Origin of the sequence: Oceanobacillus picturae (assembly GCF_000612865.1) — a bacterium.
Taxonomy (GTDB): Bacteria; Bacillota; Bacilli; order Bacillales; family Amphibacillaceae; genus Oceanobacillus_B; species Oceanobacillus_B jordanicus.
Genome location: NZ_CCAX010000001.1, coordinates 132,047 through 144,498 on the forward strand (window position 1 = coordinate 132,047; position 12,452 = coordinate 144,498).

14 protein-coding genes are annotated in these 12,452 nt (G+C 38.5%); 12 read left to right on the forward strand and 2 right to left on the reverse strand.

Annotated elements, in window-relative coordinates; all coding sequences use genetic code 11:
• The first annotated feature begins 146 nt into the window (after window positions 1–146).
• Together trxA and uvrC are read left to right on the forward strand one after the other, a co-directional pair.
• Window positions 147–461, forward strand: a complete 315-nt coding sequence (gene trxA / locus BN988_RS00650) for a thioredoxin (protein ID WP_036572212.1) — start codon at window positions 147–149, stop codon at window positions 459–461.
• Between the two features lie 87 nt (window positions 462–548).
• Window positions 549–2,339, forward strand: coding sequence for an excinuclease ABC subunit UvrC (uvrC, locus tag BN988_RS00655; RefSeq protein ID WP_036576215.1), 1,791 nt, complete (start codon window positions 549–551; stop codon window positions 2,337–2,339).
• 88 nt (window positions 2,340–2,427) lie between these two features.
• Here uvrC and BN988_RS00660 read toward each other — a convergent pair whose 3' ends face one another.
• Window positions 2,428–2,865, reverse strand: coding sequence for a DUF2507 domain-containing protein (locus BN988_RS00660; RefSeq protein WP_036572214.1), 438 nt, complete (start codon window positions 2,863–2,865; stop codon window positions 2,428–2,430).
• A 316-nt stretch (window positions 2,866–3,181) separates the two neighbouring features.
• Here BN988_RS00660 and BN988_RS00665 point away from each other — a divergent pair, with 316 nt between their 5' ends.
• The 4 genes from BN988_RS00665 to BN988_RS00680 all read left to right on the forward strand — a co-directional run bounded on the left by BN988_RS00665 (window position 3,182) and on the right by BN988_RS00680 (window position 6,891).
• The gene (locus BN988_RS00665) at window positions 3,182–3,802 is read left to right on the forward strand and encodes a succinate dehydrogenase cytochrome b558 subunit (protein WP_036572216.1); all 621 of its coding nucleotides are present in this window, start codon (window positions 3,182–3,184) and stop codon (window positions 3,800–3,802) included.
• Window positions 3,803–3,830: 28 nt separating this feature from the next.
• A complete protein-coding gene (gene sdhA / locus BN988_RS00670) occupies window positions 3,831–5,594 on the forward strand; it encodes a succinate dehydrogenase flavoprotein subunit (RefSeq protein ID WP_036572217.1) in 1,764 nt (587 codons plus the stop codon).
• 2 nt (window positions 5,595–5,596) lie between these two features.
• Window positions 5,597–6,361, forward strand: coding sequence for a succinate dehydrogenase iron-sulfur subunit (gene sdhB, locus BN988_RS00675; protein WP_036576218.1), 765 nt, complete (start codon window positions 5,597–5,599; stop codon window positions 6,359–6,361).
• Between the two features lie 89 nt (window positions 6,362–6,450).
• Window positions 6,451–6,891: an acyl-CoA thioesterase gene (locus tag BN988_RS00680; protein ID WP_036572220.1), complete on the forward strand. Its 441-nt coding sequence runs from the start codon at window positions 6,451–6,453 to the stop codon at window positions 6,889–6,891.
• Between the two features lie 112 nt (window positions 6,892–7,003).
• Here BN988_RS00680 and BN988_RS00685 read toward each other — a convergent pair whose 3' ends face one another.
• Window positions 7,004–7,228, reverse strand: coding sequence for a helix-turn-helix domain-containing protein (locus BN988_RS00685; RefSeq protein WP_036572221.1), 225 nt, complete (start codon window positions 7,226–7,228; stop codon window positions 7,004–7,006).
• Window positions 7,229–7,585: 357 nt separating this feature from the next.
• Between BN988_RS00685 and BN988_RS00690 the strand changes: the two genes are divergently transcribed.
• From BN988_RS00690 to BN988_RS00715, 6 genes are all read left to right on the forward strand, one after another.
• Window positions 7,586–7,990, forward strand: a complete 405-nt coding sequence (locus tag BN988_RS00690; protein ID WP_390620588.1) for a MarR family winged helix-turn-helix transcriptional regulator — start codon at window positions 7,586–7,588, stop codon at window positions 7,988–7,990.
• 22 nt (window positions 7,991–8,012) lie between these two features.
• Complete coding sequence (gene racE, locus BN988_RS00695; protein WP_036572223.1) at window positions 8,013–8,834, forward strand: glutamate racemase; 822 nt, start codon at window positions 8,013–8,015, stop codon at window positions 8,832–8,834.
• A 193-nt stretch (window positions 8,835–9,027) separates the two neighbouring features.
• A complete protein-coding gene (locus BN988_RS00700) occupies window positions 9,028–10,095 on the forward strand; it encodes a GerMN domain-containing protein (RefSeq protein WP_036572224.1) in 1,068 nt (355 codons plus the stop codon).
• A 145-nt stretch (window positions 10,096–10,240) separates the two neighbouring features.
• Complete coding sequence (rph, locus tag BN988_RS00705; protein ID WP_036572225.1) at window positions 10,241–10,990, forward strand: ribonuclease PH; 750 nt, start codon at window positions 10,241–10,243, stop codon at window positions 10,988–10,990.
• Between the two features lie 13 nt (window positions 10,991–11,003).
• On the forward strand, window positions 11,004–11,612 hold the full coding sequence (locus BN988_RS00710) for an XTP/dITP diphosphatase (RefSeq protein ID WP_036572226.1): 609 nt from the start codon (window positions 11,004–11,006) through the stop codon (window positions 11,610–11,612).
• Between the two features lie 61 nt (window positions 11,613–11,673).
• Window positions 11,674–12,183: a metallophosphoesterase gene (locus BN988_RS00715; protein WP_036572227.1), complete on the forward strand. Its 510-nt coding sequence runs from the start codon at window positions 11,674–11,676 to the stop codon at window positions 12,181–12,183.
• Window positions 12,184–12,452: the final 269 nt, after the last annotated feature.

Sequence of the window (12,452 nt, forward strand, 5' to 3'; positions counted from 1 at the left end):
TGACCCACAGGACGGGTCGGTCCTAGACGGCGTACCTAGTACAGGGCTCTGCGCTTTTCTTATGTATAAGCAAAGTATTCGCAAGGAAATAATAACGATGGTATACTCGGTGTATGATTTAAAGCTTCACTTAAGGAGGAATTAGAATGGCAATTACGAACGTAACAGATCAAAACTTCGCTAAAGAAACTGCTGAAGGACTAGTGTTAGCTGATTTTTGGGCACCTTGGTGTGGACCTTGTAAAATGATTGCACCAGTACTCGAAGAAATCGATGGCGAAATGGAAGATAAAGTACAGATCGTTAAACTTGATGTAGATGAAAACCAGGAAACTGCTGGTAAATATGGTGTTATGAGTATCCCTACACTACTATTGTTTAAAGATGGTAACGTAGTAGATCAAGTTATCGGTTTCCAACCTAAAGAAGCGCTTGTAGATCTTATTAACAAGCACGCGTAAAAATGGTATAGTGAATAGAAAGTAAATTAAAATCCCTTGTTGCCTATGTAACAAGGGATTTTCTAAGTGATAAAAGGAATGGATAACATGAATCAGACGATTAAAGAGAAACTGGCTGTACTGCCATTACAACCGGGCTGTTATTTAATGAAAGATAAACATGGTACCGTTATTTATGTTGGAAAGTCAAAGCTTTTACGGAATCGCGTTCGTTCTTATTTTACTGGTGCTAATGACAGGAAAACACAGCGACTTGTGCAGGAAATTATAGATTTTGAATACATTGTAACTACATCGGAGATAGAAGCTCTGATATTGGAAATGAATCTAATTAAGAAGTATGACCCTAAGTTTAATGTCATGCTCAAAGATGATAAATCCTACCCTTACCTAAAAATTACGTCTGAGAGACATCCTCGATTATTAATAACCCGTAAAGTGAAAAAAGATAAGGGAAAGTATTTTGGCCCATACCCGAATGTTATTGCAGCAAGAGAAACGAAGAAACTACTAGATCGCTTGTATCCATTAAGAAAATGTAATAACCCACCAGGGAGAGTCTGTTTATACTATCACTTGGGACAGTGTAAAGCATGTAGTGAAAATCCTCCTTCTAAGCAGGAATATTTTTCAATTGTGCAGAGTATCTCTTCCTTTTTACATGGAGGATATAAAAAGATTAAAGCCGATCTTAAGCGAAAAATGTTGCTGGCTAGTGAGCAACTAAACTTTGAACGTGCGATGGAGCTCCGTGATCAAATTGAGCATATAGAAATAGTAATGGAACAGCAGAAAATGACACTTAATGACAATGCGGACCGTGATATCTTTGGCTTTAGCTATGACAAAGGCTGGATGTGTGTTCAAGTGTTTTTCATAAGGCAGGGGAAGCTAATTGAACGTGATGTCGCGGTGTTTCCTTTCTTTGATGATGCAGCGGATACATTTCTCAGCTATGTCGGAAGGTTTTATATACACCAGCATCATCCAAAGCCGAAGCAGATTCTTGTTCCAATTGGTATTGATAATGATTTGGTGAAGGAATTATTAGAAGTAGATGTCCATACGCCATATAGAGGACGTAAAAAAGAATTGGTGGAATTGGCGACCAAAAATGCAGAGATCGCATTGAAAGAGAAATTCTCTCTTATAGAAAGAGATGAAGAGCGGACCATTGTGGCGGTTGAACAGTTGGGGGAAACACTTAACATTGAGACACCGCATCGCATTGAAGCCTTTGATAATTCAAATATTCAGGGTACGGATCCTGTTTCTGCAATGGTTGTCTTTATAGATGGAAAACCAAATAAAAAGGAATACAGAAAGTATAAGATTAAAGATGTAGAAGGACCAGATGACTATGATACCATGCGTGAAGTTGTTCGTCGTAGATACTCGAGGGTACTTAAGGATGGATTGCCATTGCCAGATATGATTATAGTCGATGGTGGAAAAGGACAAATGAGTGCAGCGTTAGATGTTTTGGAAAACGAATTAGGGCTTGATATTCCGTTATGCGGATTGGCGAAAGATGACCGCCATAAAACGAGTGAATTATTGTTCGGCTTCCCACCAGCAGTAATCCCGTTAAAACGTCAGTCGCAGGAGTTCTACCTTGTCCAAAGAATACAGGAAGAAGTCCATCGTTTTGCTATTACATTCCATAGACAGTTGCGGGGCAAAAACTTGTTCCAGTCAGAGCTTGATAAAATACCAGGAATTGGTGAAAAGCGGAGAAAATTGCTTCTTACTCACTTTAAATCAGTGAAGGAAATAAAGAAAGCAACTGTTACCGATATCACAAAATTAGGTATTCCAACAAACACTGCTGAAGATATTTTAGAGCATTTAACGAAAGAAAATAAGGGTAGCGACTAACATTTATTAGTCCCAAAATATGAAAAGCCACGTAGCATTTATGCTTCGTGGCTTTTCAATATAGAGCTTTCTAATAAGCTCATTAAATTTATTTCGTATACATAATATTGAATTGGACTTGGTGGATTTTTCGATGTATATCCTCTGTGCACTCACAATCGTGTCCCACTAATCTTTGTACAGCTTCTGCAAGAAATCCGGCTTCAAGTCGAAAATCAGTATTTAAGGGGGCTTGAAGTCGTTGTGCCACACTATCGGCCATCAACTGAAAGACTAGCTCCTTTTTCTTTTCTTTTACTAGCTCCAATTTTCCCCACCCTAATTTCTCGACAATATCATAAATATCCTCCATGGTTTCAAGAGCAAACTTTCTAGCAAGATTTCGTCCCATAAAATAAAGCAATGTATCGGATTCACTACCAAATATTTCAGGTAAACCAATGTATCGAAGTATATCGTATCCGGCGCCAGTGCTTTGAAGGTTAGTTAATAAAGAATTATCAAGTGTATCTTGTTCCTTTGACATGAATGTCATCCTTTCCAAATAGGTAGCCTGCTTCTTATGTATGAAGAAGTAAATTGCTAGTCTTATTATCTATATAATTAACGAAATTAGCAAGTGTACCGTTGGAAGTTACGCTTAAAAGTTTATTTTTTTCGGGAAGACTTTCTATAAGAATACGGTAACGTTTTCTTGACGCTTTTTCTAGTTAGAAGTACAATAAATATGTCGCAAATTGTACATTATGCAAATAGTAAGGGAGCAACACATAAACATATACTATTGGATAATGTTACTAGTTATGAAAATCGTAAACTTTGAAACTAAGGGGGGGTAACACATGGCAGAGCATCGTGAGTTTTTTTACAGGAGATTACACTCACTGTTAGGCGTAATACCAATCGGGCTCTTTCTGGTTCAGCACTTGGTGGTGAATCATTTTGCTGTGTATGGTGAAGAAAGTTTTAATAAGGCAGCTGGTTTTATGCATGGACTACCATTTAGGCTATTGCTTGAAACCGTAGTCATTTATCTGCCAATTCTGTTTCATGCAATACTAGGGGTCTATATTGTATTTGTCGCGCGAAATAACATGAAAAGATACAACTATTTCCGAAATTGGATGTTCTACGTACAGCGATTCACAGGCATTGTAACACTTGTATTTATTGCCTGGCATGTATGGGAAACACGGATACAGCTAGGGATGGGTAATGTAGATCTTGATTATAGTCTAATGGAAAATATTTTAACGACTCCATTTATGTTCTGGTTCTATATTATTGGTGTCATTTCTACTACTTTCCATTTTGCAAATGGTTTATGGAGTTTCCTTGTAACATGGGGCTTCACACAGTCACCAAAATCTCAAAAAATCGCTACATATGCAACATTGCTAATCTTTTTAGCGATAAGCTATTTAGGTGTAAGAACATTAATTCAATTTGCTTACGGCGTTTAATTTATAGAAAGAGGAGTGAGTGTTCATTATGAGTAATCGCAAAATTGCTGTTGTTGGCGGCGGACTTGCCGGCTTGATGGCAACAATCAAAGCAGCTGAAGCGGGTGTAAATGTAGATTTATTCTCTATTGTACCTGTTAAACGTTCTCACTCTGTTTGTGCACAAGGTGGTATTAACGGTGCAGTTAATACAAAAGGGGAAGGGGATTCTCCAGATATTCACTTTGATGATACAGTATACGGAGGAGACTTCCTAGCGAATCAGCCTCCTGTAAAAGCAATGTGTGACGCAGCTCCAAGTATTATCCATATGTTGGATCGGATGGGTGTAATGTTTAACCGGACACCAGAAGGGCTACTTGATTTTCGCCGTTTTGGTGGAACGCAACATCATAGAACAGCGTACGCTGGGGCAACAACGGGACAACAATTGCTATATGCATTGGATGAACAAGTTCGTCGCTATGAAGTTGAAGGGCTTGTTAATAAATTTGAAAGCTGGGAATTTGTTGGCGCCATTATAGATGACGAAGGAACAGGTAGAGGGATTGTAGCACAGGATATTAAGACACATGAAATTAAATCTTTCCCTTCAGATGCAACAATTATTGCTACCGGTGGTCCAGGAATTATTTTTGGTAAATCTACCAATTCAATTATTAATACAGGCTCTGCTGCAAGTGTGCTTTATCAACAAGGTGCAAAATATGCAAACGGCGAATTTATTCAAATCCATCCAACTGCAATACCAGGTGATGACAAGCTTCGTCTCATGAGTGAGTCAGCTCGTGGAGAAGGTGGACGTGTTTGGACTTATAAGGATGGAGAACCATGGTACTTCCTTGAAGAGAAATACCCTGCTTACGGAAACCTTGTACCTCGTGATATTGCTACACGTGAAATTTTTGATGTATGTGTTAATCAGAAGCTTGGAATCAATGGGGAGAATATGGTTTATTTAGACCTTTCCCATAAAGATCCAAAGGAACTGGACGTAAAACTTGGTGGGATTATCGAAATCTATGAAAAGTTTGTAGGTGAAGATCCTAGAAAAGTTCCAATGAAAATTTTCCCTGCTGTTCATTACTCAATGGGTGGTCTATGGGTTGATTATGATCAAATGACAAATATCCCTGGGATTTTTGCTGCTGGAGAATGTGACTATTCCCAACATGGTGGAAACCGATTAGGTGCTAACTCGTTGCTTTCCGCTATCTATGGTGGTTCGGTAGCTGGCCCTAATGCTATTAAATACATCGACGGACTGGATAAACATGTAGATGATATCTCTCCAGAGTTATTCGAGAGAACTGAAAAAGAAGAACGTGAGAAGTTTGAAGCATTAATGAATATGAAAGGTACAGAAAATGCCTATCAAATTCATAAAGAGCTAGGCGAATGGATGACGGATAATGTAACAGTTGTTCGAGATAATGAGAAACTATTAAAAACCGATAAGAAAATACAAGAGTTGTTGGAGCGTTGGGAAAATATTAACATTAATGACACTTCTAGATGGAGCAATCAAGGTGTAATGTTTACCCGTCAGTTGAAAAACATGCTTCACCTAGCTCGCGTTATAACAATCGGTGCATATAATCGTAATGAAAGTCGCGGTGCGCATTACAAACCAGAGTTCCCTGATCGTAATGATGAAGAGTGGTTGAAAACAACTGTTGCCGCATTTAACCAAGAGACAGAAGAGCCTGTATTTACATACGAACCTGTAGATACGTCTCTAATCAAACCACGTAAGCGCGATTATACAAAAAAAAGTGAAGGGAGTAAGTAATGATGGCTGAACAACAAACCGTTACGTTTATTATTACCAGACAGGACAGTCCTGAATCTGCTCCTTATGAAGAAACATTTCATGTTCCTTACCGAAAAAACATGAATGTTATCTCTGGCTTAATGGAAATACGGCAAAACCCGGTAAACGCGAATGGTGATAAAACCGCTCCTGTATATTGGGATATGAACTGTTTAGAAGAGGTTTGTGGAGCATGTTCTATGGTCATTAACGGAACAGCTAGACAATCTTGTGCAGCCCTAGTAGATAAATTAGAGCAGCCGATTCGTCTTGAGCCAATGTCTACATTCCCTGTTGTAAGAGATCTAATTGTTGACCGTGAACGAATGTTTGATGCATTAAAACAAGTAAAAGCTTGGATTCCAATTGATGGAACGCATGATCTAGGACCAGGACCTCGTATGCCTGAAAAGAAACGTCAATGGGCTTATGAGCTTTCAAAATGCATGACATGTGGTGTTTGTCTAGAAGCATGTCCTAATGTGAATGATAAGTCTAATTTCATTGGACCTGCAGCATTATCACAGGCACGTCTTTTCAATGCTCACCCAACTGGTGAAATGAATGCAAGCGAAAGATTAAATGGTTTAATGGAGGAAGGCGGTATTGATGGGTGTGGTAACTCACAAAACTGTGTACAAGTTTGTCCAAAAGGGATACCTTTGACTACATCTATTGCAGCCATGAATCGTGCTACAAACATTCAAGCATTTAAAAATTTCTTTGGTAGTGATCAAGCACATTAAGTGGTAGTAAAAGCCCCCTTTTGCCTCGATGGGTAACAAGGGGGCTTTGTGCTACACTATTATTTAGCGAACAATTGGAGGACTAAATAATGAAAACGATATCATATATTGAAAATCTAGAGGAGTGGAGAAGTTCTTTTTCTTTTTCCACACCTATAAAAATTCGATTTTCCGAGACGGACATGTTTGGACATGTTAATAATGTCTCTCCCTTTATTTATTTCGAACAAGCAAGAATTGAATTTTTAAAATCAGTTGGCTTATTCAATACCAAGTCTGAAGATGCTGGTATACCAGTGGTCGCCGATTTACAGTGCGACTACCTGCAACAAATGTATTTCAATGAAAACTTAACCATGTATGTAAAAGCGAATCATGTTGGCAATACGTCAATTGATATTCACTATATGGGGGTGGTTGATGGGAAAGTCGCTTTGACGGGAAGAGGAAGACTTGTTTATGTTCACCCTAAGACTGGGAAACCTATGCCAATTAGTGAAGAAATAAAAAAAGAATTGCTGGCAACATAGATTAAAAAAACTGTAGACACCCTACAGTCCATTAAGCTTAGTATGGTCCTGAAGTAATATCTCTCCATATACAAACAAAACCGACTTCCTGTTGAAAGTCGGTTTTTTAAATCTAGAGCTTTAATTCCCCCATACGAAGGAGCTCTACAACAGCTTGTGATCGCCCCTTGACTCCTAACTTTTGCATAGCATTTGAAATGTGATTGCGGACAGTTTTTTCTGATATGAAAAGCTCTTGAGCAATGTCTTTTGTTGTTTTATCCTGTACTAACAATTCGAATACTTCCTTCTCTCGCTTTGTCAGTAGTTGCTTCGGTTTAAACTCGTTGTCCTTCAAATGTTAACCCCTCCTTGCTCTTATAGAGCTGCAAATTGAAGGGAAATTATTTAGTCTCTATAAAGTATGAAGGGGATGAGAAAACGGTGCGTACAATTCCAATAACTTCAATGTGAAACAGATGAAATTTTGGTATAATAGGTTAATCATTTATTTTTATACCGATTGTGGCTATAATGGGAACAGTAGAATAGGACTAATTTAAAATGAAACATTTTGGCTGTTTACTGAATATTATAGGTTGAAATCCTGTTTACATGATAGTGGTTATCTTTAAGAGCAATGAAAGATCATTAGGGGGTTACATTTTTGAAAACCGATGCATCTACGATCACAATAAACAAAATAGAAAAACGTATGCGCTATATATCAGGTATTATTAAACAAAATGGACGTAAGATTTTAAATAACTATCCAATTACCTCCCCGCAGTTTGTTGCATTGCAATGGTTGCTTGAAGAAGGCGACTTAACAATAGGTGAATTATCAAATAAAATTAGTTTGGCATTTAGTACAACGACTGATTTGGTGGATCGTATGGAAAGAAATGAACTGGTAGAACGCGTTCGCGATTCTAAGGACAGAAGGGTAGTCCGAATTCATGTGTTAGAAAAGGGAGAATCCATCATTGAAGAGGTAATTCAAAAGAGGCAGGAATATCTTGGTGAGGTGCTTGATAAATTTTCCCTTGAACAAACAGAGCAATTAAGTGAGTTGCTCGATTTTTTACATGAAGAAATGATACAAGTAGATAAAAAATAATAGAAAAGTAGAGGGGATTTTTGTGGAGCAGGCAATCGGGGTCATTGACTCTGGGGTAGGCGGACTCACGGTAGCATATGAGCTGATGAGGCAGCTACCAAAAGAAAAATTAATCTATCTTGGAGACACAGCTAGATGCCCATATGGTCCTAGATCGGAAGAAGAAGTGAAAAAATTCACTTGGGAGTTAGTAGATTTTTTGCTGGAGAAAAATATTAAGATGCTCGTGGTAGCGTGTAATACTGCAACGGCGTTTACACTACAGGAATTACAGGAGAAATTAGATATTCCGGTTATCGGTGTTATTCAACCTGGTGCAAGGGCTGCCATTAAGTTTACGAGAAATAATAATATTGGGGTCATAGGAACAGAAGGAACAATTCGTAGTGAGGCTTATACCAAAGCACTTGAAAGCATCCATTCAAGCATAAAAGTAAATGCACTGGCCTGTCCGTTATTCGTACCGATGGTAGAACAGGGGATATTAACTGGGAAAAAAGCTCAGGAAGTTGTAGAGTCATCACTATCTCCCTTAATGGAAGGCGAGATGGATACATTGATACTTGGCTGTACACATTATCCTTTGCTTAAACAAACGATACAAAATGTAATGGGAGAGCAGGTGACAGTTATCTCATCGAGTGAAGAAACAGCCAGAGAAACGAGTACTATCCTCGATGTGCATAATATTATTAAAACAGGTGATGTCATACCTGTTCACGAGTTTTATACAACAGGTGAGTTGGAAATCTTTATTGAGATTGCTAAAAGTATATTCAAAGATCCATATTTACAAATGGTTACTATAAAAAAAGCTCAACTTGGGCAAACCCAGAAAACCTAATTTCATAGGTTACTGGGTTTTTTATTTATTTATTAGAAAGAATGGCCTTATCTTGCAAAATCGTGAAACATACTATTTTTCGACTTATATATAATGCATTTATTTCTTTCTCACTTATTTTTATCTTGTTTTGGTCTATTTTCACTGGAGGCTCGTATACATAGTAGTACAAACCATCCTAGGGGGGAAAGACATGTATAAGCGCGGGATATTATTAACAGGAAGTGTTACAATGGCCATATTATTATCAGGTTGTTTCCAGGGAGAGGAATCGCTGGAGGACATGGATCCACCACAAAATGCATCACCCGTTGATAATTTAGAAGACGGAGAAGAGAATGAAAGTGTGACATGGGACGGTGAAGAAACGGTCGTTAACGAAACAGTACCAAGAGAACTGTACTTAGTGGATGCAAATGGCATGGTAGCGGCACAGACTATAGAATTGCCTAATCCAGAATCAAAAGAGGTAGCTTCTCAAGTATTGGAACACTTAGTTAAAGGTGGGCCAGTCACTTCTATGTTGCCAAATGGATTCCAGGCGGTGCTGCCAGAAGGAACACAAATTCTTGGAGTAAACCTTCAGGAAGACGGTACGATAGTGGTCGATTTCTCAGAGGAGTTCCAAGACTATGAAGCAAAAGAAGAATTACAAATACTTGAATCAATAACCCATACACTGACCCAGTTCGATAATGTAAATACCGTTCAGCTGCAAATTAATGGACATGCGGTAAAGGAAATGCCAGTCAATGGCACACCAATTGGTGAAGGCTACTCTAGGGCAAACGGAATTAATGTTACAGAAACAGACAACACTGATTTAATTAATAGTAAAGCTGTTACGATGTATTATCCAACAGAGCATGATGAGAATCGTTACTACGTTCCCGTAACACAATATGTAGAGACAAATGAGGAAGACATTTATGCTTCCATTGTACAATCACTACTCGAGGGACCTGGTTTTAATACGAACGTGCAGCATGTCTTTAATTCTACTACTCTCCTAACAGGGGAACCAACACTTAGTGACGGTGTACTGAACCTAACATTTAATAAAGATATCTTACTGAAAGATGGAGAAGGTGTTATCGCAGACGATGTGATGGAGACGATTGTAAGGACATTGACAGAGCAGGAAGGTATTGAAGCAGTCGATGTAAAAGTAGAGAATGTCGAACAACTGGTAAATGAAAACGGCGAGACTTATGAGGAGCCTGTTACGAAACAACAATTTACACCAACTGAAAAGCTTTAAACGAAGGGGCTAAGCAATATAGCCTCTTTTTTATTTTTTAATCTTTAGGTTCGGGGCTTAAAATAGCCTTTTCTTATAATGTATTAACGTGTTGATTTCGTGCAAAATATGTTAAGCTATTGGTTGAAACAAGGAGGAGACATTCATGAGAAACGATGAAAGAAAAATAAATAGTTTACGGTCTGTAAATATTACAGCGAACTATATTACGCATCCAGAAGGCTCTGTGTTAATTGAGGTAGGTAATACAAAAGTAATATGCAATGCAAGTATTGAAGACAGAGTTCCACCATTTCTTCGTGGTCAGGGAAAGGGCTGGATTACTGCTGAGTATGCTATGCTACCAAGGGCTACAGAGCAGCGAAATATTCGTGAATCTTCTAAAGGGAAAGTTAGTGGAAGAACAATGGAAATTCAACGTTTAATTGGCAGAGCTTTACGCTCGGTTGTGGACTTGGACAGTATAGGAGAGCGTACTGTCTGGGTAGATTGTGACGTTATTCAAGCGGATGGTGGTACGCGCACAGCTTCTATTACAGGTGCATTTGTTGCTGTCGTCTTGGCATTCGGCAAACTATTAGAAGCAAAGAAAATCAAAAGGATGCCTGTTACACAATTTCTTGGTGCCGTATCAGTTGGTGTTTTACCAGATGGCACGGAAATATTAGATTTAAATTATGAAGAAGATTCTCAAGCAAATGTTGACATGAACATTGTTATGACTGGACAGCAAGAATTTGTAGAAATACAGGGTACAGGTGAGGAAGCTACCTTTACCGCTAATCAATTACAGACGATGCTCAAGTTAGCTGGAGAGGGAATAGAGCAGATTTTTGAAATACAACGTGAAACACTCGGTGACTTAGCTGAACGAATTGGTGAAACATTAGAATAACGGAGTGATTGTAATGGAACAAGTTCTCATAGCGACTAGGAATGCGGGGAAAGCTGCTGAATTTAAGCAATTTTTTTCCCATTATCATATCGAGGCATTGTCTATGCTTGATCTTGAGGAAGACATACCAGATGTTGAAGAAACTGGTGTCACCTTCGAGGAAAATGCAGCACTAAAAGCCGAAGAAATTTCTACAAAATTGGGGATACCTGTACTTGCGGATGACTCAGGATTGGTAATTAACGCTTTGAATGGTGAACCAGGTGTATATTCGGCCAGATATGCTGGCCTCGATAAAAACGATGATGCCAACATGGACAAAGTATTAAAGAAGCTGCAAGGAGTATCGAGGTTGGAGCGCACCGCCCGATTTGTTTGTGTTATTGCGTTGTCCATACCTGGAGAGAAAACAATCTTTCGAACTGGCTTCTGTGAGGGACACATTGCGGAAACAAAAAGCGGAACAAACGGTTTTGGTTATGACCCTATTTTTATACCAAACGATCAAAAGAAGACGATGGCTGAATTAACTGCCGAAGAAAAGAACCGTATTAGTCATAGAACGAAAGCTATTCAGCAGTTTGATGAATGGATAAAAGGGTATAAAGAAAGAAAAGCATAAGGAATTGGTTTTCTCTAATCATGTTGCCGCTGTGAGATTATACATATTTGGGGTGAAATAAATGACAAAGGTTCTTATAATAAGTGATAGTCATGGATTAACAGATGAATTACTGCAAATTAAAAAAGAGCATAATTTAGAATACATGATCCACTGTGGAGATTCTGAACTGGATCTTGATTCTGAGGAGATGGAAGGTTTCTTTAAAGTAGCAGGAAATTGTGACATGGACACAAGATATCCAGAAGAACAGACAATGGAAATTGATAAAATTAAAATCCTTGCTGTGCATGGTCACTTGCATAATGTAAAACAAAATTTGTTAACAGCTGGGTATCGTGCTGAGGAACTAGGTGCACAGGTCATTTGTTTTGGTCATACGCATGTGGCAGGCGCGCAACAGGTGAATGACCAGTTATTTATTAATCCCGGAAGTATTCGCCAGCCAAGAGGAAGAATGGAAAAGACGTATGCTATCATGGAGTGGGAAACACCAGGAGAAATTGACGTTACATTTTACACATTGGATGGCAAAGAAGTAAAAGATTTAGCTTCTCATGCATCCATATAAACGAGGAAAAAGAGACCTGCTAGGCTATTTTTTCACCAAGCCAAGCAGGTTTTAATCTTTTTTTAATAAAGTGTTGACATTTTCTCGATTTATTAATATAATATTTCTTGTCCGTTAAAAAAGTAACGAACAAAACAAACTGCTCTATGAGGGACAATTATTCATACATACATATCCAATGCGGGTGTAGTTTAGTGACGAGCAAGGCATCTACCGAGTAAACGTCGAGTTGCCTCGAAGCATGAATCATCTGTGAGTATTCTGGAAGA

Coding starts and splice junctions, on each gene's coding strand:
- BN988_RS00660 (WP_036572214.1), bottom strand. CDS start 2,865: ATGTCAAAGGAACAAGATACACTTGATAATTCTTTATTAACTAACCTT.
- BN988_RS00680 (WP_036572220.1), top strand. CDS start 6,451: ATGAAAACGATATCATATATTGAAAATCTAGAGGAGTGGAGAAGTTCT.
- sdhB (WP_036576218.1), top strand. CDS start 5,597: ATGGCTGAACAACAAACCGTTACGTTTATTATTACCAGACAGGACAGT.
- sdhA (WP_036572217.1), top strand. CDS start 3,831: ATGAGTAATCGCAAAATTGCTGTTGTTGGCGGCGGACTTGCCGGCTTG.
- BN988_RS00665 (WP_036572216.1), top strand. CDS start 3,182: ATGGCAGAGCATCGTGAGTTTTTTTACAGGAGATTACACTCACTGTTA.
- BN988_RS00690 (WP_390620588.1), top strand. CDS start 7,586: ATGCGCTATATATCAGGTATTATTAAACAAAATGGACGTAAGATTTTA.
- rph (WP_036572225.1), top strand. CDS start 10,241: ATGAGAAACGATGAAAGAAAAATAAATAGTTTACGGTCTGTAAATATT.
- trxA (WP_036572212.1), top strand. CDS start 147: ATGGCAATTACGAACGTAACAGATCAAAACTTCGCTAAAGAAACTGCT.
- uvrC (WP_036576215.1), top strand. CDS start 549: ATGAATCAGACGATTAAAGAGAAACTGGCTGTACTGCCATTACAACCG.
- BN988_RS00715 (WP_036572227.1), top strand. CDS start 11,674: ATGACAAAGGTTCTTATAATAAGTGATAGTCATGGATTAACAGATGAA.
- BN988_RS00700 (WP_036572224.1), top strand. CDS start 9,028: ATGTATAAGCGCGGGATATTATTAACAGGAAGTGTTACAATGGCCATA.
- BN988_RS00710 (WP_036572226.1), top strand. CDS start 11,004: ATGGAACAAGTTCTCATAGCGACTAGGAATGCGGGGAAAGCTGCTGAA.